The organism is Bacillus sp. TH25 (assembly GCF_016650935.1).
In the GTDB taxonomy this organism is placed as follows: Bacteria; Bacillota; Bacilli; order Bacillales; family Bacillaceae_G; genus Bacillus_A; species Bacillus_A mycoides.
The window spans coordinates 18,982-41,306 of sequence record NZ_JAEKEU010000005.1 but is presented as its reverse complement, the minus strand read 5'-3'; the positions used below and the strand labels follow the sequence as shown (position 1 = coordinate 41,306).

General features: G+C 40.5%; 16 protein-coding genes, 14 tRNA genes and 3 rRNA genes. 31 read left to right on the top strand and 2 right to left on the bottom strand.

What is annotated here, in order from left to right:
• Positions 1 to 99: 99 nt before the first annotated feature.
• From JFT89_RS02090 to uvsE, 5 genes are all read left to right on the top strand, one after another.
• Positions 100 to 1,374 (top strand): MDR family MFS transporter, encoded by a 1,275-nt coding sequence (locus JFT89_RS02090; RefSeq protein WP_016095127.1) that lies wholly within the window; start codon positions 100 to 102, stop codon positions 1,372 to 1,374.
• 300 nt (positions 1,375 to 1,674) lie between these two features.
• Positions 1,675 to 2,763, top strand: a complete 1,089-nt coding sequence (locus tag JFT89_RS02085) for a D-alanine--D-alanine ligase (RefSeq protein WP_002063520.1) — start codon at positions 1,675 to 1,677, stop codon at positions 2,761 to 2,763.
• 60 nt (positions 2,764 to 2,823) lie between these two features.
• Positions 2,824 to 4,200: a UDP-N-acetylmuramoyl-tripeptide--D-alanyl-D-alanine ligase gene (murF, locus tag JFT89_RS02080; RefSeq protein ID WP_201039404.1), complete on the top strand. Its 1,377-nt coding sequence runs from the start codon at positions 2,824 to 2,826 to the stop codon at positions 4,198 to 4,200.
• A 306-nt stretch (positions 4,201 to 4,506) separates the two neighbouring features.
• Positions 4,507 to 6,123, top strand: coding sequence for a degradosome RNA helicase CshA (cshA, locus tag JFT89_RS02075; RefSeq protein ID WP_002063522.1), 1,617 nt, complete (start codon positions 4,507 to 4,509; stop codon positions 6,121 to 6,123).
• 92 nt (positions 6,124 to 6,215) lie between these two features.
• Entirely contained in the window at positions 6,216 to 7,178 is a 963-nt protein-coding gene (uvsE, locus tag JFT89_RS02070) for a UV DNA damage repair endonuclease UvsE (protein WP_002009966.1), read from the top strand.
• Here uvsE and JFT89_RS02065 read toward each other — a convergent pair.
• Positions 7,171 to 7,743: a rhomboid family intramembrane serine protease gene (locus tag JFT89_RS02065; protein ID WP_016095129.1), complete on the bottom strand. Its 573-nt coding sequence runs from the start codon at positions 7,741 to 7,743 to the stop codon at positions 7,171 to 7,173. The genes uvsE and JFT89_RS02065 overlap by 8 nt on opposite strands.
• 92 nt (positions 7,744 to 7,835) lie before the next feature.
• On the opposite strand from JFT89_RS02065, the gene acpS reads away from it, so the two are divergent.
• The 6 genes from acpS (at position 7,836) to JFT89_RS02035 (ending at position 13,782) form a co-directional block, all read left to right on the top strand.
• Positions 7,836 to 8,195, top strand: coding sequence for a holo-ACP synthase (gene acpS / locus JFT89_RS02060; protein ID WP_002009969.1), 360 nt, complete (start codon positions 7,836 to 7,838; stop codon positions 8,193 to 8,195).
• A 156-nt stretch (positions 8,196 to 8,351) separates the two neighbouring features.
• Complete coding sequence (locus JFT89_RS02055; RefSeq protein ID WP_002091373.1) at positions 8,352 to 9,302, top strand: LolA family protein; 951 nt, start codon at positions 8,352 to 8,354, stop codon at positions 9,300 to 9,302.
• A gap of 117 nt (positions 9,303 to 9,419) precedes the next feature.
• A complete protein-coding gene (alr, locus tag JFT89_RS02050) occupies positions 9,420 to 10,589 on the top strand; it encodes an alanine racemase (RefSeq protein WP_002063523.1) in 1,170 nt (389 codons plus the stop codon).
• Positions 10,590 to 10,902: 313 nt separating this feature from the next.
• Positions 10,903 to 11,190 carry an antitoxin EndoAI gene (locus JFT89_RS02045; protein WP_000004570.1) on the top strand — a complete coding sequence of 96 codons (288 nt, stop codon included), beginning with the start codon at positions 10,903 to 10,905 and terminating at the stop codon, positions 11,188 to 11,190.
• A gap of 4 nt (positions 11,191 to 11,194) precedes the next feature.
• Positions 11,195 to 11,545 carry a type II toxin-antitoxin system endoribonuclease NdoA gene (gene ndoA / locus JFT89_RS02040; protein ID WP_000635965.1) on the top strand — a complete coding sequence of 117 codons (351 nt, stop codon included), beginning with the start codon at positions 11,195 to 11,197 and terminating at the stop codon, positions 11,543 to 11,545.
• 68 nt (positions 11,546 to 11,613) lie between these two features.
• The gene (locus JFT89_RS02035; protein WP_016095130.1) at positions 11,614 to 13,782 is read left to right on the top strand and encodes a Tex family protein; all 2,169 of its coding nucleotides are present in this window, start codon (positions 11,614 to 11,616) and stop codon (positions 13,780 to 13,782) included.
• A gap of 59 nt (positions 13,783 to 13,841) precedes the next feature.
• On the opposite strand, the gene cmpA is transcribed toward JFT89_RS02035, so the two are convergent.
• Complete coding sequence (cmpA, locus tag JFT89_RS02030) at positions 13,842 to 13,958, bottom strand: cortex morphogenetic protein CmpA (RefSeq protein ID WP_001143642.1); 117 nt, start codon at positions 13,956 to 13,958, stop codon at positions 13,842 to 13,844.
• A gap of 209 nt (positions 13,959 to 14,167) precedes the next feature.
• Here cmpA and JFT89_RS02025 point away from each other — a divergent pair, with 209 nt between their 5' ends.
• From JFT89_RS02025 to tsaB, 20 genes are all read left to right on the top strand, one after another.
• Positions 14,168 to 14,623: a SprT family protein gene (locus tag JFT89_RS02025; RefSeq protein ID WP_016095131.1), complete on the top strand. Its 456-nt coding sequence runs from the start codon at positions 14,168 to 14,170 to the stop codon at positions 14,621 to 14,623.
• 114 nt (positions 14,624 to 14,737) lie between these two features.
• A tRNA-Asn gene (locus tag JFT89_RS02020) sits at positions 14,738 to 14,812 on the top strand.
• 3 nt (positions 14,813 to 14,815) lie between these two features.
• Positions 14,816 to 14,906: transfer RNA gene (locus JFT89_RS02015), tRNA-Ser, on the top strand.
• Between the two features lie 8 nt (positions 14,907 to 14,914).
• Positions 14,915 to 14,989: transfer RNA gene (locus tag JFT89_RS02010), tRNA-Glu, on the top strand.
• Positions 14,990 to 14,993: 4 nt separating this feature from the next.
• A tRNA-Val gene (locus JFT89_RS02005) sits at positions 14,994 to 15,069 on the top strand.
• A 24-nt stretch (positions 15,070 to 15,093) separates the two neighbouring features.
• Positions 15,094 to 15,170: transfer RNA gene (locus JFT89_RS02000), tRNA-Met, on the top strand.
• Positions 15,171 to 15,174: 4 nt separating this feature from the next.
• Positions 15,175 to 15,250: transfer RNA gene (locus JFT89_RS01995), tRNA-Asp, on the top strand.
• Positions 15,251 to 15,337: 87 nt separating this feature from the next.
• Positions 15,338 to 15,412 (top strand) — tRNA-Gln (locus tag JFT89_RS01990).
• Between the two features lie 5 nt (positions 15,413 to 15,417).
• Positions 15,418 to 15,490, top strand: a tRNA-Lys gene (locus JFT89_RS01985).
• A gap of 16 nt (positions 15,491 to 15,506) precedes the next feature.
• Positions 15,507 to 15,589 (top strand) — tRNA-Leu (locus tag JFT89_RS01980).
• Positions 15,590 to 15,685: 96 nt separating this feature from the next.
• Positions 15,686 to 15,762 (top strand) — tRNA-Arg (locus JFT89_RS01975).
• A 3-nt stretch (positions 15,763 to 15,765) separates the two neighbouring features.
• Positions 15,766 to 15,842 (top strand) — tRNA-Pro (locus JFT89_RS01970).
• A gap of 1 nt (position 15,843) precedes the next feature.
• Positions 15,844 to 15,914 (top strand) — tRNA-Gly (locus tag JFT89_RS01965).
• A gap of 76 nt (positions 15,915 to 15,990) precedes the next feature.
• Positions 15,991 to 17,542 (top strand): 16S ribosomal RNA (locus tag JFT89_RS01960).
• Positions 17,543 to 17,688: 146 nt separating this feature from the next.
• Positions 17,689 to 20,610: ribosomal RNA gene (locus JFT89_RS01955) — 23S ribosomal RNA — on the top strand.
• A 102-nt stretch (positions 20,611 to 20,712) separates the two neighbouring features.
• Positions 20,713 to 20,828, top strand: a 5S ribosomal RNA gene (gene rrf, locus JFT89_RS01950).
• Together the 16S, 23S and 5S rRNA genes with 14 tRNA genes alongside form the textbook arrangement of a ribosomal RNA operon.
• A gap of 12 nt (positions 20,829 to 20,840) precedes the next feature.
• Positions 20,841 to 20,917, top strand: a tRNA-Met gene (locus JFT89_RS01945).
• 3 nt (positions 20,918 to 20,920) lie between these two features.
• Positions 20,921 to 20,996, top strand: a tRNA-Asp gene (locus JFT89_RS01940).
• Between the two features lie 174 nt (positions 20,997 to 21,170).
• Positions 21,171 to 21,644, top strand: a complete 474-nt coding sequence (gene tsaE / locus JFT89_RS01935; RefSeq protein WP_002009995.1) for a tRNA (adenosine(37)-N6)-threonylcarbamoyltransferase complex ATPase subunit type 1 TsaE — start codon at positions 21,171 to 21,173, stop codon at positions 21,642 to 21,644.
• Positions 21,625 to 22,317 (top strand): tRNA (adenosine(37)-N6)-threonylcarbamoyltransferase complex dimerization subunit type 1 TsaB, encoded by a 693-nt coding sequence (tsaB, locus tag JFT89_RS01930; RefSeq protein ID WP_016095241.1) that lies wholly within the window; start codon positions 21,625 to 21,627, stop codon positions 22,315 to 22,317. Before tsaE ends, tsaB begins: the two co-directional genes overlap by 20 nt.
• Positions 22,318 to 22,325 lie beyond the last annotated feature (8 nt).

Here is a 22,325-nt window from a genome sequence, read left to right as displayed (position 1 = left end):
ATCCATTCTAATTCTGTTAGGATGGATTTTTATTTTGAAAATTTACATTTTTCTGAATGTATTATAAGATAATTGTTGGCGAACTAAAGGGGTGAAAATGTGAAAAATACATGGCGTGAGCTAAGAGAGATGGATCGTAACGTATGGATTCGATTTATCGGTGAGACTTTGAACGGAATTGCGATGATGATGTTAATGCCTTTTTTTGCACTATATTTAAAAGATAAGGTAGATTCTTTATTACAAGTTGGAATCATTATGGCGCTTTCTCCAATAGCTGCAAGCTTTGGCTCGCTTATAGGCGGAAGAATAGCTGATATATATGGAAGAAAGCCAATTATGATATTTTCAATGGCGAGTAATGCGTTATTAATGCTCGGTTTTTTATTTATCGAAGGATTTATTCCATACGCTATTTTATCTATTTTTTTAGGGTTAAGTAATTCTTTATTTCATCCAGCAGCATCAGCGATGGTGGCAGATGTGACGGCACCAGAAAAAAGAACAGAGGCATATGGTTTATTGCGAATGGGACACAATATTGGTGCTGCAATTGGACCGATAATGGGAGCATCAGTAGTTGTTTTATCAAAGAACCTCGTGTTTATTATTGCTTCATCCGCTATGTTGTTTTATGCGCTACTAGTGTTAGTACTTATTAAAGAAACAATGCCAAAAATTACGGATATGACGGAAAAAAATAAAGAGAAGGAATCCGGAGCAGTTTGGAAAATTTTAATGAGAGATAAGGCGTTAATGATTTATTTGTTAGCGGGGATCATTATTTCTATGGGGTTCTCTCAAACAGAAGGCATGTTACCGCTTCACTTTGATAACGAAATGAAGGATATTTTCGGAACTAACAATCCATACCCATATTTAATGGCATTAAATGGTCTATTAGTTGTTTTATTTCAATTTCAAATTTCAAAATGGGCGACAGATAAACCTGTTGGAAAGACGATGTTATACGGTGCGTGTTTGTTCGGAATTGGTTTGTTTTTTATAGGGTGGTTACCGAAGTGGTTTGGAGAATTTGATACAAATGCTACAATTATTTTAATGACGTTAATGTTTGTTTATGCCATATATACGTTAGGCGAGATGATTATGTCGCCTGTACAGATGACGTTTGTAGCGAATTTGGCCCCTGAGCATTTGAGAGGAACCTATATGGGGGCGGCGAGTTTGCAGTGGATTACAGGAAGTGCATTCGGTCCACTTCTTGGTGGTTTTCTATTGGATCGTTTGCTTGGTCACTACTTATTTACAATTTTAAGTGTAGGGTGTGTAGTTGCAGGCTTTGTATATGTTTCTTTAGATCGTCTTGTTGAGCAGAGGCAAAAAGATACGCCTACAAAACAGTCTTCTTAATAAAATGAAACTTTAATCAGTGTTTTTTCATTCTCCACAAATGGTAGGGTAATATAGATGACATACACACAAAGTGGATTTCTACATATTTTAGGTACATAACTAGATTAGATAACAATTTTGCTTTAAAGTTTAATTTTGTTTAGGTGTGTAGAAATTAAAGAGAAAAAGTGTAGAAAACCAATAAGTGGTGTCTTTTAATTATTTGTGGAAGTTACATTTTATTTCAAATAGGAACTACCTATTTTTATAAAAAGTGCTAAAATAGAAAAATGAAAACAATTGGTTAGGGTGATTTCAGTGACAAAAATTAAATTAGGTTTATTATACGGTGGAAAATCAGCTGAGCATCAAGTTTCGTTACAAACGGCTCTTGCTGCTATTAAAGCATTAAATCAAGATAAATTCGAGATTCATCCAATTTATATTACAGAACAAGGCCAATGGATGCGTGGAGAGCGTATTGAAGGCGAAGTAACAAATGTTGAGGCGTTACAAATGAGTGGGGAAGAGAATACAATCTCTCCTGTATCATTAAGTACAGAAATTATCCCAACTGTAACTTCTAAACAAGAAGATGCAATTGATGTTATTTTTCCATTATTACATGGACCGAATGGTGAAGATGGAACAGTACAAGGGTTATTAGAATTACTAAACATTCCATATGTAGGTAACGGTGTATTAGCATCATCTGCTGGTATGGATAAAGTTGTTATGAAAAATATCTTTGCAGAAGCTGGATTGAAACAAGCGAAATATGCATCTTTCATTCGTAGCGCATGGGAAAAAGATCGTGAAACAGCGTATGAAAAAGTAGAAGAAGTATTAGGATATCCTTGCTTCGTAAAACCAGCAAACCTTGGTTCAAGTGTTGGTATTAATAAGTGTAATGATCGTGAAGAGCTTGAGAATGCATTCGAAGAGGCATTCCAATTTGACCGTAAAATTATTGTAGAAGAAAATATTGTAGGTCGTGAAGTAGAAGTTGGTGTATTAGGTAATGATGAGCCGAAATGTTCAGTTGTAGGTGAAATTGTACCGAAAAAAGATTTTTATGATTACAAATCGAAATACATCGATGGTGATACAGCATTAATTATTCCAGCTGAAATGACAGAAGAAGAGTCTAATGTAATTAAGCGAGATGCAATTATCGCATTCCAATCATTAGATGGTTCGGGCTTAACACGAGCTGATTTCTTCTTAACGAAAGATGGAGAAGTATATATTAACGAAGTAAACACAATGCCAGGATTCACGCCGTTTAGTATGTTCCCTCTATTATGGCAACATACAGGGGTACCGTATCCGGAATTAATTGAAGAGCTAATTCGCTTAGCGATTGAGCGTCACGAAGAAAAACAAAAAATTAAATATACAATCTAATAAAAAAGGAGGAAGCACTATTCGAAGGAATAGTGCTTCCTCTATGTAAGGAGTGTTTTCATGATAAATCGAACGTTAAAACAAGTAGAGCAGATGATAAATGGTACTGGATTAGCAGAGCAGTATGAGGGAATTACTATACAAGGAGTGTCTATTGATACGAGGAAAATTGAAAATGGAAATTTATATGTTCCAATTCAAGGTGAACGTTTCGATGGACATGCTTTTGTAGACAAAGCTGTTGAAAATGGGGCGATTGCTACATTATGGATGAAAGATGTAGAAAACCCACCTGAAAATCTTCCGGTTATTTTTGTAGAAGATACACTAGCAGCATTGCAAATGTTAGCGAAAAACTATCGTGATCAATTGGATGTAAAAGTTATTGGTGTAACGGGTAGTAATGGTAAAACATCTACGAAAGATATTGTAACAAGTATTCTTGCGACTAAATTTAAAGTTCAAAAAACAGAAGGTAATTTCAACAACCACATCGGTTTACCTCTTACTATTTTAAATTTAGAGGAAAATACAGAAGTAGCTGTATTAGAAATGGGCATGTCAAGCCGAGGAGAAATTGAATTTCTATCTAAGTTAGCTCGTCCTAATGCAGCTATTATCACGAACATTGGTGAGGCGCACTTAATGGATTTAGGCTCTCGTGAGGCGATTGCTGAAGCGAAGTTAGAAATTGTTACAGGTTTACAAAAGGGTGGCGTGTTCGTATATAATGGAGATGAGCCGCTATTAACGAATCGTGTTCCAGAAATGAATTTAGCAGCTGAAACAGTTACATTTGGTGATGCGAGAGCAAATGATTACTATCCAACTACTGTAACATTGCAGTCTACTGGGACGCACTTTAAGATGAACAGGGATGAAACTTCGTCATTCTATTTGCCAGTACTAGGAAAGCATAATGTATATAATACGCTTGCTTCGATGGCAATTGCAAAACATTTTGGTGTAACGTGGGAAGAAATGAAACAAGGTTTAGTAACACTTCAAATGACAGGTATGCGTATGGAAATTGTAAAAACAAATAGTGGTTTAACAATTATCAATGATGCTTATAATGCTAGTCCAACAGCTATGGAAGCTGCGTTCCACCTAATGAATGGTTTAGGTGGATTTGCTAAAAAAATTGTTGTGCTTGGTGATATGTTAGAACTTGGAAATCAAGAAGTGCAATTTCATTATGAAGTAGGTAAATTAATTGACCCAGCAAAAATTTCATATGTATTCACATATGGTAAATTAGGGGCTCAAATTGCTGAAGGTGCAAAAATTAATTTCCCTAAAGACCGTGTAAAAGCGTATGATAGTAAAGAAGAGTTAATAAAAGAGTTGCAAGCAGTAGTCGGTACGAAAGATGTTGTATTAGTAAAAGCATCTCGCGGCATGAAATTAGAAGAAGTAATTACGATGTTGAAATAATTGGTGTATATAAATAGGGATGATAGCCACGAAAATAGTGGAAACTTATAATAAGCGCTTACAGTAAACGATAAAAAAATAAAAGTAAAGAAAAAAGCTCTGAATATGAAATAAGGTAACAGTTGGGGTTTGCTTTTTACACCTACAAAACTTATAATTGATAAAGTGTAATAACGTTTAGAAGTATTTTCGTGAAGAATATACGCCCGGTTATATACGTAAGTATTCAGGAAAATGGCTTTTCCGCAAGTTCGGAAAACGCCTTTTTTTAAATGATAAGTATAGGATAGAAAAGGAGAAGTAACATTGACAACATTTCGAGAACTAGGATTAAGTGAGTCTTTACTACAATCTGTTGAAAGTATGGGCTTTGAAGAGGCTACGCCGATTCAAGCTGAAACAATTCCACATGCATTGCAAGGTAAGGATATTATTGGGCAAGCGCAAACAGGTACAGGGAAAACAGCAGCATTCGGATTACCACTATTAGATAAAGTGGATACAAATAAAGAAGCAGTTCAAGGTATTGTTATCGCGCCAACGCGTGAATTAGCAATTCAAGTTGGAGAAGAGCTATACAAAATTGGTAAACATAAACGTGTTCGTATTCTACCAATTTATGGTGGTCAAGATATTAACCGCCAAATTCGTGCTCTAAAAAAACACCCACACATTATTGTAGGTACGCCGGGTCGTATTTTAGATCATATCAACCGTAAAACACTTCGCTTACAAAACGTAGAGACTGTTGTTCTTGACGAAGCGGATGAAATGTTAAACATGGGCTTCATTGAAGATATTGAAGCGATTTTAACAGATGTGCCAGAAACACATCAAACATTATTATTCTCAGCGACAATGCCAGATCCAATCCGTCGTATTGCTGAGCGTTTCATGACTGAGCCTCAACACATTAAAGTAAAAGCAAAAGAAGTAACAATGCCAAACATTCAGCAGTTCTATTTAGAAGTGCAAGAAAAGAAAAAGTTTGACGTGTTAACACGCTTACTAGATATTCAATCTCCAGAGCTTGCAATCATATTCGGTCGTACAAAGCGTCGTGTTGATGAATTATCAGAAGCATTAAACTTACGTGGTTATGCAGCAGAAGGTATTCACGGTGACTTAACACAAGCGAAGCGTATGTCTGTATTACGTAAATTTAAAGAAGGTACTATTGAAGTTCTTGTTGCAACAGACGTTGCTGCACGTGGTCTTGATATTTCAGGCGTAACACACGTATACAACTTCGATATCCCACAAGATCCAGAATCATACGTTCACCGTATCGGTCGTACTGGCCGTGCCGGTAAAAAAGGTATTGCAATGTTATTTGTAACACCACGTGAATCAGGACAATTAAAAAATATCGAGCGTACAACAAAACGTAAGGTTGATCGTATGGACGCACCGACACTTGACGAGGCGTTAGAAGGTCAACAACGTTTAATCGCTGAAAAACTTCAAAGCACAATTGAAAATGATAACTTATCATACTACAAGCGTATTGCAGAAGAAATGTTAGAAGAGAATGATTCTGTAACAGTAGTAGCTGCTGCTTTAAAAATGATGACAAAAGAGCCGGATACAACTCCGATCGCTTTAACATCAGAACCACCAGTTGTTTCAAGAGGTGGCGGTGGCGGTTCTAAAAAACGCGGTGGTAACGGAAGTGGATACCGTGATGGTAACCGTAATCGTAGTCGTGATGGACGCGGCGGTGGCGATGGTCGTAACCGTGATCGCAATCGTGATGGACGTGGAAGCGGAAGTGGCGATGGTCGTAACCGTGATCGTAATCGTGATGGCGGTAGCCGTGATGCTGGTAGCCGTGATGGTAACCGTGGTCGTAAAGGCGAAGGTCGCCCTGGATCTTCAAATGGACGCGGCGAAAGAAAACATCATAGCCGTCCACAAGCTTAATAAAAAAGAGAATGCCCTTTGCTGGCATTCTCTTTTTTTATTTCTGTAATTGTGCATACTACATAGTAACTCGTATAGAAATGAGGTGCTATATGCTTGTAAGACTTGGGTATGTTGCGATGAGTGTACATTTGAAGAATGCTTCTCCATCTCAAACGATGACATATGCACAGTTTCAGCGGATTGATGATCGAGAGGCTGCGATTCGTAAACTTGAAAGAATCGCTAATTCGAATTTGGAAAATTGCTTACGGTTATTAAAACATAATAAAGGGCATGATATATCTTTCTTTCGACTTAGTTCCAAGCTTATTCCTTTAGCGAATCATGAGGAGTTGTTAGATTGGAACTATATTCGTCCTTTAAAAGAAAATCTGAAAGAATTAGGTGAATATGCAATTCGTATGAATATGCGAATTGACTTCCATCCAGATCACTTTGTTGTACTAAATTCACCTGAGGAGAGTATTCTCAAACAATCTGTAAAGACATTGCAGATGCACAAAAAATTGTTAAAGGGTATGGGAATTGAACATAAGCAACGATGTGTATTACATGTGGGAGGAGGTTATAAAGATAAGGAGCTTGCATTAGAACGCTTTATAGAAAATTGGTCAACTGTTCCAAGAGGTATTCAAGAGATGATTATATTAGAAAATGATGACACGACCTTTTCTTTAGAAGAAACATTGTATTTAGGTGAGAAATTAGACATTCCAGTGGTGTTTGATTTGCACCATCATATGATGAATAATGACCAGGAAGATTGGCATGAAGATTGGGCGCGTGTTGTACATACGTGGGAATCGTCTTTGTTACCGGTTAAAATGCACATCTCCAGTCCTAGAGATGGAAAAAACCCGAGAGCACATGCAGATTTTATTGATGTAGATACTTTCTTATCTTTTTTGAAAAAGATAAAGGGGAGTGTTCCGCGAATTGATTGTATGATTGAGGCGAAGAAAAAGGACGAGTCTTTATTTCAACTAATGAGAGAGTTAAGTAAACAAACAGATGTGGAAATTATCGATGGTGCGAGCTTCTATATTAAATAAGCTCTGCGCCATCGTTTTTTTTTGTTAAAAAAGGGGTGCACATGCCGCCGATGATCAGTCCTGTTAAATGGCTTATAGGATTGGCAGAGGGATTAAAGAAAGTAAATAGTAGTAATATAAGTATCATTATTGAAAAAATAGCGATGTCTCTTGGTTTTGAAGAACGATATCGACTATACAATAAAAATAATTGGGCGCCTAGTAATCCGAAAATACCACCAGATGCTCCGGCGTGAATATATTCAAGAGGCATAATAATATAAGAAGAAATATTCCCGAGAATGCCAGAAAGGAAAAAAATAATGATGAAAGAAAAGTGTCCTAGTTGTTTTTCGATAGAAGAACCAAATACGAATAAACAAATACTATTAGAAAGGAAATGTTGTAAGTCTACGTGTACAAGTAAGGAAGTTATGACACGCCACCATTCTCCTTTAGCGATATATTCATTGTAGGCTGCCAGGTGAAAGAGGAAAAAGTCGCTCGATATAATCATGACTAATTGTATAAGAAGTAAAGAAATGATAACCGGTTGTAAGGAAATGCGAGTGGATGGTATTAGCATGTTGTTAGTATCACTCCTTTTGCATCAGAAAGATTCTCTGTTATTCTTACAATATGAATGAAGAAAGCTAAATAGAAGAAGGGGATTTTGAAATGATTGTAGGGATTGGAATCGATATTATTGAGTTAAATCGAATTGAAAAAATGCTAGATGGAAAGCTTAAATTTATGGAACGTATTTTAACTGAAAGAGAACGTGGTGTTGCCGAGGGGCTGAAAGGAAGTCGTCTTACAGAATTTGTAGCTGGAAGATTTGCAGCAAAAGAGGCGTATTCTAAAGCGGTAGGGACCGGTATCGGGAAAGAAGTGAGTTTTTTAGATATTGAAGTAAGGAATGATGATAGAGGTAAGCCGATTATCATTACAAATACAGAGCATATTGTTCATTTATCAATTAGTCATAGTAAAGAATTTGCCGTTGCTCAAGTTGTTTTGGAAAGCTCGTCACGCTAGTCTGCATATTTTATATCTTTGTCTCATATATTTGAGGTAGCGATAAGGAAGGCATATCTTCCATTCATTTATAGGGGCAAAGGGGCTGAAGTGATGAAAAGGCGTCTGTTTTTAGTTCTTGTCGGTTTATTGACCGTTTTTGTGTTGGCGGGTTGTATGGAAAAGAAACAGGAAGATGTTGTGAGAGATTTAGAAACGAAAGTTAAAAGTATGAAGAGTTATCAAGCTGAAGCGAAATTATCTATTAAAACAGGAAATGAACCTCAAGAGTACAATGTAGAAATTTGGCATAAAGAACCTTCGTATTATCGTGTGAATTTGCAGAATGCGAAAAAGGATCAGAGTCAAATTATTTTAAGGAATGATGAAGGTGTATTTGTATTAACACCGGCACTTAATAAGAGTTTCCGTTTTCAAAGTGATTGGCCGCAAAATAGTAGCCAGGCTTATTTATATGAATCACTTGTAAGAGATATTTTGCAAGATAAGAAAAATCTCTCTTTCGAGAAAACAGATAAGTATTATGTGTTTAAAACAAAAACAAATTATCAACATCAAAATATGTTGCCGAAACAAGAAATTAAGCTGAATAAAAGTGATTTAACACCAGTTTCTGTGAAACTGATGGATAATGATCAAAATGTCCTTGTGAAAGTAGATTTCACTAAAGTAAAGTTTGATGCAAAGTTTGATAAAGGTGCATTTGATACGAAACAAAATATGTCTAGAGCACAAGTGGATGTTCAGACGGCAGCGAAAGAAGACAAACCGTTTGCTATTTTGTATCCACGTGATACACCGCAAGGTATGACTTTGAAAGAGGAAGAAGAGTTGAAGACAGACAGTGGCAAGCGTGCAATACTCACATACACTGGAAGTAAGAAATCCTTTACTTTAATACAAGAAAAGTCAAAAGTTGCAGAGGCCTCATCGGCGGTAAGTGTAAGTGGAGAGCCGGTTGATCTTGGTTTCACGATTGGTGCATTGACGAAAGACTCTGTAACGTGGTCACATAACGGAGTAGAATATATGCTCGTGTCTAAAGGTTTAGAGCCGAATGAGTTGTTGATGGTTGCTCGTTCGGTTACAGCGAAGCAGGTGAAGTAAACTTCTTAGACGTGGTGATATATGTGCACCACGTCTTTTCTTAGTTTGAAGGTGGATTTCATAAAAGAAGCATATAAAAGAATAAGCTTCGCATATCGTGTATAAGGAAGTGTATTTATGGAAGAAGCGCCGTTTTACCGTGACACTTGGGTGGAAGTGGATTTAGATGCGATCTATAACAATGTTACGCATATTAAAGAGTTCATTCCAAGTGATGTAGAAATTTTTGCTGTAGTTAAAGCGAATGCATATGGGCACGATTATGTACCAGTGGCTAAAACCGCATTAGAAGCAGGGGCAACAAGATTAGCAGTTGCTTTTTTAGATGAAGCTTTAGTGCTTCGGAGGGCTGGTATTACTGCACCGATTTTAGTATTAGGTCCTTCCCCTCCCCGTGATGTAAATGTTGCTGCTGAAAATGATGTAGCATTAACTGTTTTTCAAAAAGAATGGGTAGAAGACGCGATAAAGCTCTGGGATGGTTCATCAATAATGAAATTCCATATTAATTTTGATAGTGGTATGGGGAGAATTGGAATACGCGAACGCAAAGAATTAAAGGGGTTCTTAAAGAGTTTAGAAGGCGCGCCATTTTTAGAGTTAGAAGGAGTATATACACATTTTGCAACATCCGATGAGGTTGAGACTTCTTACTTTGATAAGCAATATAATACGTTCTTGCAGCAGTTAAGTTGGTTGAAAGAATTTGGAGTGAACCCTAAATTTGTCCATACAGCCAATAGTGCTGCAACGTTAAGATTTCAAGGGATTACATTTAATGCAGTGCGAATTGGTATTGCGATGTATGGACTATCCCCATCTGTAGAAATACGTCCTTTTTTACCGTTTAAATTGGAACCGGCGTTGTCACTTCATACGAAAGTTGCTCATATTAAGCAAGTGATTAAAGGGGATGGGATTAGTTATAATGTCACATACCGAACGAGAACCGAAGAATGGATTGCGACAGTTGCAATTGGATATGCAGATGGCTGGCTTAGAAGATTGCAAGGGTTTAAGGTACTTGTAAACGGTGAAAGAGTACCGATTGTAGGGCGAGTGACAATGGATCAATTCATGATACATCTGCCTTGTGAAGTGCCACTTGGTACGAAAGTTACACTCATTGGAAGACAAGGTGATGAGTATATTAGTGCTACCGAGGTTGCTGAATATTCCGGGACTATTAATTATGAAATTATCGCAACGATAAGCTTCCGTGTACCGAGAATATTTATACGACATGGTAAAGTTGTAGAAGTAATCAATTATTTGAACAATATATAGAAGGAGGTATTATTACTCAGTATCTCGTCATTTGGAGGAGTTTCACTAATAAAGAATAGGCTCTTTTTCGCTGGGGAGCTTCTTTTTATACTTGTTATTAATATAAGTTACAATGAAATATTACTGAAGGATTGCTGTATTTCTTGTTTGAAAGAGATAAAAAGTAAAAGATGATGAATGTTTTATTTATGAATTGGAAAACATAAGCAAGGAATAAGGAAGTCTTTGCAACAGGCTCCATACAATGGTATTATTACAATAGGTGTCATATATATATATTTGGGTGTGTAGTTGACGGTGGAGGTGTATTTTTGTGTCCGAATCAAGTGTAACTACTGAAATCGTGGTTCGGTTGCCAAAGCAAATGGTAACGGAATTGGACGGAATTGGAAAACAAGAGAATAAGAATCGCCATGAACTAATTTGCCAGGCAACACAACTGTTATTGCGTCAACATAAGACGAAGAAACGCTACCAACATGAATCAATGCGACGTGGGTACATTGAAATGGGAAAAATTAATCTTGGTATTGCATCTGAAGCTTTCTTAGCAGAGTATGAAGCAGCTCATACAGTAGAACGCTTAGTTAGCGGGGGGTAATATTTTGATTGTAAAACGCGGCGACGTGTATTTTGCAGACCTTTCCCCAGTTGTTGGTTCTGAGCAAGGAGGCGTTCGTCCGGTTCTTGTCATTCAAAATGACATCGGAAATCGTTTTAGTCCGACTGTGATTGTAGCGGCTATTACTGCACAGATTCAAAAAGCGAAATTACCCACTCATGTGGAAATTGATGCGAAAAAGTACGGTTTTGAGAGGGATTCTGTTATTTTACTTGAGCAGATTCGAACAATCGATAAGCAACGCTTAACGGACAAAATCACTCATTTGGATGAAGTGATGATGAGTCGTGTAGATGAAGCGTTACAAATTAGTTTAGGACTAATAGATTTTTAAATCGGCAGTTTAAGTTGCTCTCTTTACAGGGCAACTTTTTTTTATTATAGAGGAGGTTACGGTTGGATATGGAAATGGTAGATAATCGACAAGGGTTAATGAAAATGTTAGTGAAAGAATTAGGCTTTACAGAAAAGCAAGTTCGTCATGTTATTCAATTAACAGAAGAAGGTAACACAGTTCCATTTATCGCTCGTTACCGAAAAGAATGGACAGGGTCTCTTGATGAGGTGCAAATTCGTGCAATCTTAGAAAGATGGCAATATATGATGCAACTAGAAGATAGGAAAGAAGAGGTTCTTCGTCTTATTGGTGAAAAGGGTAAACTAACCGAAGAGTTGCGTCGTCATATTGTTGCTGCAACAAAACTTCAAGAAGTAGAAGACTTATATCGTCCATATAAAGAAAAAAGAAGAACGAAAGCTACAATTGCTAAAGAAAAGGGATTAGAACCGTTAGCTGAGTGGCTATTATTATATAAAAAAGAAAATCCAGCAGAGAAGGCTATGGAATTTGTTAATGCAGAAAAGGAAGTGGCGTCTGCAGAAGATGCGTTGCAAGGTGCGCAAGATATTATTGCGGAACTTGTTTCGGATAATGCGGCATATCGTAGTTGGATTCGCAATACTACTTTCCGAAAAGGGATTATGTCTTCATCTGTAAAAGATAAAGAAAAAGATGAAAAGAATATATATGAAATGTATTATGGCTATGAAGAACCGTTGCAAAAAGTAGTGCCGCATCGTGTACTAGCTATGAATCGTGGTGAAAAGGAAGACGTATTAAGAGTTTCTGTTATCACGCCAATTGAAGAAATTCTTCAGTTTTTACATAAAAAAATGATTCTTGATGAAGCTTCTAAAAGTGCGCATTATGTACAATTAGCGATGGAAGATGGATATAAGCGATTAATTCAACCTTCAATAGAAAGAGAAATTCGTAAAGAATTAATGGAAACGGCCGAAGAACAAGCAATTCATATTTTCTCTGAGAATTTACGTAATTTATTATTACAACCTCCGATGAAAGGGAAAGTTGTGTTAGCGGTAGATCCAGCATATAGAACCGGTTGTAAATTAGCTGTAGTAGATGATACAGGAAAAGTTCTTTACATAGATGTTATTTATCCGCATCCGCCTGCTCGTAAATATGAGGATGCAAAAACGAAAATCATTTCAATTATAGATAAATATGAAGTTGAAATGATAGCGATTGGAAATGGTACAGCTTCGAGGGAAACGGAAGAATTTATAGTAGATGTATTACAAAATGTAGAGCGAGATGTATTTTACATTATTGTAAATGAAGCGGGTGCTAGTGTGTACTCAGCATCTGATGTAGCTCGCGAGGAGTTTCCAAATTTACAGGTTGAAGAAAGAAGTGCTGTTTCAATTGGGAGACGTCTACAAGATCCGCTTGCAGAGCTTGTGAAAATTGACCCTAAATCTGTTGGAGTGGGGCAATATCAACATGATGTATCTCAAAAGAGATTAAATGAATCATTAACATTTGTAGTAGAGACGGCAGTTAACCGAGTTGGTGTTAATGTAAATACAGCTTCAGTTGCATTGTTGCAATATGTTTCGGGGTTATCAAAAACAGTTGCGAAAAATATTGTAGCTAAGCGTGAAGAAGATGGGAAATTCACGAAGCGAACTGAGTTAAAAAAAATCCCGCGTTTAGGTGCAAAAACATATGAACAATGTATCGGGTTTTTACGTATATTAGAAGGAGCGAATCCGTTAGATCGCACAGGGATTCATCCAGAACAATATAAAAATGTTGAATTGCTATTGAAGAGCTTAGGGTTATCAAAGAATGATGTGGGGAAACCAAACTTGCAAAAGAGTTTCGAAGGAGTAGATATTTCTAAATTATCTCAAGAGACGGAGATTGGTGAGCCGACATTAGTTGATATTATGGATGCTTTAATTAGCCCGGAGCGAGATATGAGGGATGAGTTGCCAAAGCCACTTTTGAAAAAAGGGATTTTAAAATTAGAAGATTTAAAGCGTGGTATGGAATTAGAGGGAACGATCCGCAATGTTGTTGATTTCGGTGCCTTTGTTGATATTGGTGTGAAGCAAGATGGTTTAGTACATATTTCTAAACTAAGCAAACAATTTGTAAAGCATCCATTAGATATTGTATCCGTGGGACAAATTGTAAAGGTATGGGTAGATGATATTGATACGAAAAAAGGTCGTGTTGCATTATCAATGTTACCGATTGAATAGTAAGAAAAGAGAGCAGATGAAACTGCTCTTTTTTTTTATGAACTGGAAAGTTTAATTGATTATGAGCTTTGATGTATTTTACTATAATAAAACCAGCATTCATTTAGTAACTTGATTTGATACCGGTTTTTCTCAAAATATGCACGTTGCATTTGTTTCTTTAGCCACGTGGGCATAGGAATCCCTCCTTGTTTAATCCTGCTCTCAAAAAAGTAGCTCCTTTTAGTTAAAGTAACTTTGATGAGAGGTTGGTGAGTGGATTTCTAGCAATGCTGCATTTTTAGAAATCGCGCTTCTTGAATGAGGATGGGTATATGTACTATTTACTATATGTATAAGAAGGGAGAAAAGTGTGAAAATATTTTTTAGTTTAGGAGGAATGAGAATGGATGAGCAAGAAATTCAGCGGTTAGTGGAAGAGGTATCGTTACAATGCTTTGGAATGCCGTTTTTACATAAAGCGATGTTTAATAGTAGGTTACGTACAACTGGTGGGCGCTATCTATTGAAGAATCATAATATAGAATTGAATTATCGATATTACGAAGTATATGGTAAAGAAGAGTTAGTCGGGATTGTTAAACATGAACTTTGTCATTATCACTTACATATCACAGGAAAAGGGTATAAGCATCGAGATAGAGATTTTCGTGAGTTATTAAAGAAAGTAGGTGCACCACGTTTTTGTAAACGAATGATTAGTGAGGAGGAAACGAGAGTTTCTATGTATGAATGTATGGGGTGTTCTTTTCAATATGTAAGAAGACGTCAAATAAATACACAAAGATATGTATGTGGAAAGTGTAAAGGACAACTAAAACTGGTAGTGAAAACATCTTGACAGTGAAAACGCAATCCAGTATATTATAAACATGTCACGTTTGCGCAAGATGTTGTGAAAAAACTTCTTGACTTACGATGAGAATTTTTATAAGATACAAATTGTCTTCATTATTCCGCAGTAGCTCAGTGGTAGAGCTATCGGCTGTTAACCGATCGGTCGTAGGTTCGAGTCCTACCTGCGGAGCCATACAGAGAAGTACCCAAGTGGCTCAAGGGGCTCCCCTGCTAAGGGAGTAGATCGCTAACGCGGTGCGAGGGTTCGAATCCCTTCTTCTCTGCCATACATATTGGCCCGTTGGTCAAGTGGTTAAGACACCGCCCTTTCACGGCGGTAACACGGGTTCGAATCCCGTACGGGTCACCACTTCGGAGGATTAGCTCAGCTGGGAGAGCACCTGCCTTACAAGCAGGGGGTCGGCGGTTCGATCCCGTCATCCTCCACCATATAAATTATATAAATAATATTATCGCGGGGTGGAGCAGTACGGTAGCTCGTCGGGCTCATAACCCGAAGGTCGCAGGTTCAAATCCTGTCCCCGCAACCAAAATGGTCCCGTGGTGTAGTGGTTAACATGCCTGCCTGTCACGCAGGAGATCGCCGGTTCGACCCCGGTCGGGACCGCCATTTTAACTTCTGCTATATAGCAGTTGTTTTTTATTGGACATTATGGTAAAATAACATTTGTCTTTGAAAAGAAGATAACTATTTCGATGGGCTATAGCCAAGCGGTAAGGCAACGGACTTTGACTCCGTCATGCGCTGGTTCGAATCCAGCTAGCCCAGCCATTTACGAGCCATTAGCTCAGTTGGTAGAGCATCTGACTTTTAATCAGAGGGTCGAAGGTTCGAATCCTTCATGGCTCACTTTTGTTTTTTCCGCGCGGTCGTGGCGGAACGGCAGACGCGCTAGGTTGAGGGCCTAGTGGGGGAAACCCCGTGGAGGTTCAAGTCCTCTCGGCCGCATCAAAAAATCTTTTAAAAAGTACTTGCATTTGAAAATGTAGTATGGTAAGATAATTGAGTCGCCAAAATACAACGACGAAAAAACATCATGAATAAGCGCCCGTAGCTCAATTGGATAGAGCGTTTGACTACGGATCAAGAGGTTAGGGGTTCGACTCCTCTCGGGCGCGCCATAACGGGAAGTGGCTCAGCTTGGTAGAGCGCCTGGTTTGGGACCAGGGGGTCGCAGGTTCAAATCCTGTCTTCCCGACCACGCGGGTGTAGTTTAGTGGTAAAACAAGAGCCTTCCAAGCTCTGGTCGAGAGTTCGATTCTCTTCACCCGCTTTTAGTTCTTTGAAAACTGAACGAAACAAACAACGTGAACGTCAATTTTTATTTTTAGATGCTAGACAAACTAACTTTATTGGAGAGTTTGATCCTGGCTCAGGATGAACGCTGGCGGCGTGCCTAATACATGCAAGTCGAGCGAATGGATTAAGAGCTTGCTCTTATGAAGTTAGCGGCGGACGGGTGAGTAACACGTGGGTAACCTACCCATAAGACTGGGATAACTCCGGGAAACCGGGGCTAATACCGGATAATATTTTGAACTGCATAGTTCGAAATTGAAAGGCGGCTTCGGCTGTCACTTATGGATGGACCCGCGTCGCATTAGCTAGTTGGTGAGGTAACGGCTCACCAAGGCGACGATGCGTAGCCGACCTGAGAGGGTGATCGGCCACACTGGGACTGAGACACGGCCCAGACTCCTACGGGAGGCAGCAGTAGGGAATCTTCCGCAATGGACGAAAGTCTGACGGAGCAACGCCGCGTGAGTGATGAAGGCTTTCGGGTCGTAAAACTCTGTTGTTAGGGAAGAACAAGTGCTAGTTGAATAAGCTGGCACCTTGACGGTACCTAACCAGAAAGCCACGGCTAACTACGTGCCAGCAGCCGCGGTAATACGTAGGTGGCAAGCGTTATCCGGAATTATTGGGCGTAAAGCGCGCGCAGGTGGTTTCTTAAGTCTGATGTGAAAGCCCACGGCTCAACCGTGGAGGGTCATTGGAAACTGGGAGACTTGAGTGCAGAAGAGGAAAGTGGAATTCCATGTGTAGCGGTGAAATGCGTAGAGATATGGAGGAACACCAGTGGCGAAGGCGACTTTCTGGTCTGTAACTGACACTGAGGCGCGAAAGCGTGGGGAGCAAACAGGATTAGATACCCTGGTAGTCCACGCCGTAAACGATGAGTGCTAAGTGTTAGAGGGTTTCCGCCCTTTAGTGCTGAAGTTAACGCATTAAGCACTCCGCCTGGGGAGTACGGCCGCAAGGCTGAAACTCAAAGGAATTGACGGGGGCCCGCACAAGCGGTGGAGCATGTGGTTTAATTCGAAGCAACGCGAAGAACCTTACCAGGTCTTGACATCCTCTGAAAACTCTAGAGATAGAGCTTCTCCTTCGGGAGCAGAGTGACAGGTGGTGCATGGTTGTCGTCAGCTCGTGTCGTGAGATGTTGGGTTAAGTCCCGCAACGAGCGCAACCCTTGATCTTAGTTGCCATCATTAAGTTGGGCACTCTAAGGTGACTGCCGGTGACAAACCGGAGGAAGGTGGGGATGACGTCAAATCATCATGCCCCTTATGACCTGGGCTACACACGTGCTACAATGGACGGTACAAAGAGCTGCAAGACCGCGAGGTGGAGCTAATCTCATAAAACCGTTCTCAGTTCGGATTGTAGGCTGCAACTCGCCTACATGAAGCTGGAATCGCTAGTAATCGCGGATCAGCATGCCGCGGTGAATACGTTCCCGGGCCTTGTACACACCGCCCGTCACACCACGAGAGTTTGTAACACCCGAAGTCGGTGGGGTAACCTTTATGGAGCCAGCCGCCTAAGGTGGGACAGATGATTGGGGTGAAGTCGTAACAAGGTAGCCGTATCGGAAGGTGCGGCTGGATCACCTCCTTTCTATGGAGAATTGATGAACGCAGTTCATCAATAAACGTTGACTTGTTTTGTTTCGTTCAGTTTTGAGAGAACTATCTCTCAAGTTTAAATGTATGTTCTTTGAAAACTAGATAACAGTGTAGCTCATATTTTTTTAATTTTAGTTTGGTTAAGTTAGAAAGGGCGCACGGTGGATGCCTTGACACTAGGAGTCGATGAAGGACGGGACTAACGCCGATATGCTTCGGGGAGCTGTAAGTAAGCTTTGATCCGAAGATTTCCGAATGGGGAAACCCACTATACGTAATGGTATGGTATCCTTACCTGAATACATAGGGTATGGAAGACAGACCCAGGGAACTGAAACATCTAAGTACCTGGAGGAAGAGAAAGCAAATGCGATTTCCTGAGTAGCGGCGAGCGAAACGGAATCTAGCCCAAACCAAGAGGCTTGCCTCTTGGGGTTGTAGGACATTCTATACGGAGTTACAAAGGAACGAGGTAGACGAAGCGACCTGGAAAGGTCCGTCACAGAGGGTAATAACCCCGTAGTCGAAACTTCGTTCTCTCTTGAATGTATCCTGAGTACGGCGGAACACGTGAAATTCCGTCGGAATCTGGGAGGACCATCTCCCAAGGCTAAATACTCCCTAGTGATCGATAGTGAACCAGTACCGTGAGGGAAAGGTGAAAAGCACCCCGGAAGGGGAGTGAAAGAGATCCTGAAACCGTGTGCCTACAAATAGTCAGAGCCCGTTAATGGGTGATGGCGTGCCTTTTGTAGAATGAACCGGCGAGTTACGATCCCGTGCAAGGTTAAGCTGAAGAGGCGGAGCCGCAGCGAAAGCGAGTCTGAATAGGGCGTTTAGTACGTGGTCGTAGACCCGAAACCAGGTGATCTACCCATGTCCAGGGTGAAGTTCAGGTAACACTGAATGGAGGCCCGAACCCACGCACGTTGAAAAGTGCGGGGATGAGGTGTGGGTAGCGGAGAAATTCCAATCGAACCTGGAGATAGCTGGTTCTCCCCGAAATAGCTTTAGGGCTAGCCTTAAGTGTAAGAGTCTTGGAGGTAGAGCACTGATTGAACTAGGGGTCCTCATCGGATTACCGAATTCAGTCAAACTCCGAATGCCAATGACTTATCCTTAGGAGTCAGACTGCGAGTGATAAGATCCGTAGTCAAGAGGGAAACAGCCCAGATCGCCAGCTAAGGTCCCAAAGTGTGTATTAAGTGGAAAAGGATGTGGAGTTGCTTAGACAACTAGGATGTTGGCTCAGAAGCAGCCACCATTTAAAGAGTGCGTAATAGCTCACTAGTCGAGTGACTCTGCGCCGAAAATGTACCGGGGCTAAATACACCACCGAAGCTGCGAATTGATACCAATGGTATCAGTGGTAGGGGAGCGTTCTAAGTGCAGTGAAGTCAGACCGGAAGGACTGGTGGAGCGCTTAGAAGTGAGAATGCCGGTATGAGTAGCGAAAGACGGGTGAGAATCCCGTCCACCGAATGCCTAAGGTTTCCTGAGGAAGGCTCGTCCGCTCAGGGTTAGTCAGGACCTAAGCCGAGGCCGACAGGCGTAGGCGATGGACAACAGGTTGATATTCCTGTACCACCTCTTTATCGTTTGAGCAATGGAGGGACGCAGAAGGATAGAAGAAGCGTGCGATTGGTTGTGCACGTCCAAGCAGTTAGGCTGATAAGTAGGCAAATCCGCTTATCGTGAAGGCTGAGCTGTGATGGGGAAGCTCCTTATGGAGCGAAGTCTTTGATTCCCCGCTGCCAAGAAAAGCTTCTAGCGAGATAAAAGGTGCCTGTACCGCAAACCGACACAGGTAGGCGAGGAGAGAATCCTAAGGTGTGCGAGAGAACTCTGGTTAAGGAACTCGGCAAAATGACCCCGTAACTTCGGGAGAAGGGGTGCTTTCTTAACGGAAAGCCGCAGTGAATAGGCCCAAGCGACTGTTTAGCAAAAACACAGGTCTCTGCGAAGCCGTAAGGCGAAGTATAGGGGCTGACACCTGCCCGGTGCTGGAAGGTTAAGGAGAGGGGTTAGCGTAAGCGAAGCTCTGAACTGAAGCCCCAGTAAACGGCGGCCGTAACTATAACGGTCCTAAGGTAGCGAAATTCCTTGTCGGGTAAGTTCCGACCCGCACGAAAGGTGTAACGATTTGGGCACTGTCTCAACCAGAGACTCGGTGAAATTATAGTACCTGTGAAGATGCAGGTTACCCGCGACAGGACGGAAAGACCCCGTGGAGCTTTACTGTAGCCTGATATTGAATTTTGGTACAGTTTGTACAGGATAGGCGGGAGCCATTGAAACCGGAGCGCTAGCTTCGGTGGAGGCGCTGGTGGGATACCGCCCTGACTGTATTGAAATTCTAACCTACGGGTCTTATCGACCCGGGAGACAGTGTCAGGTGGGCAGTTTGACTGGGGCGGTCGCCTCCTAAAGTGTAACGGAGGCGCCCAAAGGTTCCCTCAGAATGGTTGGAAATCATTCGTAGAGTGCAAAGGCATAAGGGAGCTTGACTGCGAGACCTACAAGTCGAGCAGGGACGAAAGTCGGGCTTAGTGATCCGGTGGTTCCGCATGGAAGGGCCATCGCTCAACGGATAAAAGCTACCCCGGGGATAACAGGCTTATCTCCCCCAAGAGTCCACATCGACGGGGAGGTTTGGCACCTCGATGTCGGCTCATCGCATCCTGGGGCTGTAGTCGGTCCCAAGGGTTGGGCTGTTCGCCCATTAAAGCGGTACGCGAGCTGGGTTCAGAACGTCGTGAGACAGTTCGGTCCCTATCCGTCGTGGGCGCAGGAAATTTGAGAGGAGCTGTCCTTAGTACGAGAGGACCGGGATGGACGCACCGCTGGTGTACCAGTTGTTCTGCCAAGGGCATAGCTGGGTAGCTATGTGCGGAAGGGATAAGTGCTGAAAGCATCTAAGCATGAAGCCCCCCTCAAGATGAGATTTCCCATAGCGTAAGCTAGTAAGATCCCTGAAAGATGATCAGGTTGATAGGTTCGAGGTGGAAGCATGGTGACATGTGGAGCTGACGAATACTAATAGATCGAGGACTTAACCATATAATATGAAGCTAATGTTATCTAGTTTTGAGAGAATATAAAAAACTTATTGACTTTAAATGTCGAATGAGTTATGATGATTCTTGTCTTAAATGAATATAGTCTGGTAATGATGGCAGAGAGGTCACACCCGTTCCCATACCGAACACGGAAGTTAAGCTCTCTAGCGCCGATGGTAGTTGGGACCTTGTCCCTGTGAGAGTAGGACGTTGCCAGGCTATTTATATCATCGCGGGGTGGAGCAGTACGGTAGCTCGTCGGGCTCATAACCCGAAGGTCGCAGGTTCAAATCCTGTCCCCGCAACCAAATGGTCCCGTGGTGTAGTGGTTAACATGCCTGCCTGTCACGCAGGAGATCGCCGGTTCGACCCCGGTCGGGACCGCCATTTTATATAAAGAAAAGAACGAAACAAGTTGTTTCGTATTTTTTTATTTGTTTTAACAAAAAACTAATAAAGACAGTCAAACTATCCTTAGGAAAACTCCTAAGGACTTTTTTATATATTTAAAACCTGTATAATAAAGAGCAGAGAACATTGTGAGTAAAGTAGGTGAAGTCTGTGAGTAAATATGAAATAACAACAAAATCTTCCGAAGAAACCCAGCGATTATCAGAAAAATTAGGGAGACTTGTAAAGGAAAAAGATGTAATTATTTTAGAAGGTGATCTTGGAGCTGGCAAGACGACTTTTACAAAAGGACTAGCAAAAGGTCTTGGAGTGAAAAGAGTCGTAAATAGTCCTACCTTCAATATTATTAAAGAATATAAAGGAAGATTACCGCTATATCATATGGATGTGTATCGTTTAGCGGAAAGTGAAGAAGATTTAGGATTTGATGAGTATTTCTATGGTGAAGGGATTACAGTAGTAGAATGGGCTCATTTAATAGAAGCATATTTACCGAATGAGAAGTTGCAAATTAGTTTATTCCATGCTGGAGATGATACAAGAAAAATTGTACTCGAGCCAATTGGAGATCGCTATATTAGATTATGTGAGGAGCTATTACAAGATGAAAGTACTAGCAATTGATACTTCAAATTACGTAATGGGTGTAGCCCTTATTGAGGAAGGGAACGTGATTGGGGAAATCATTACAAATTTAACAAAAAACCATTCTGTACGTCTTATGCCAGCTGTAGAGAAACTGTTAAAAGAATGCGGTGTAAAACCGAAAGAATTGACTAAAATTGTTGTAGCAGCTGGACCGGGATCATATACAGGTGTTCGTATAGGTGTGACAGCGGCAAAAACATTAGCTTGGTCACTTCAAATACCAATTGTGGGTGTATCAAGTTTGGAAGTGGTGGCTGCAAATGGTACTAATTTTAATGGACTAATTTGTCCTTTATTTGATGGCCGACGTGGTCAAATTTACACGGGGTTATATACATATGAAGGAGAGCGTATAACTTCAATAGAAGAAGACCGAATTATTCTTATTGTTGACTGGTTGCAAATGTTAAAAGATAAAGAACAGCCTGTTTTATTTATTGGTAACGATGTTAAATTGCATAAAGAAACAATTGTAGAATATTTAGGTGATCAAGCTGTATTTGCTCCGTTCACTAAGAATAACCCAAGACCAAGTGAATTAGCATTTTTAGGATTACAAAAAGAAGAACAAGACGTGCATACGTTTGTTCCTAGCTATCTTCGTTTAGCTGAAGCTGAAACAAAATGGTTAGAAAGTCAAAAACAATAGGGGCCTAC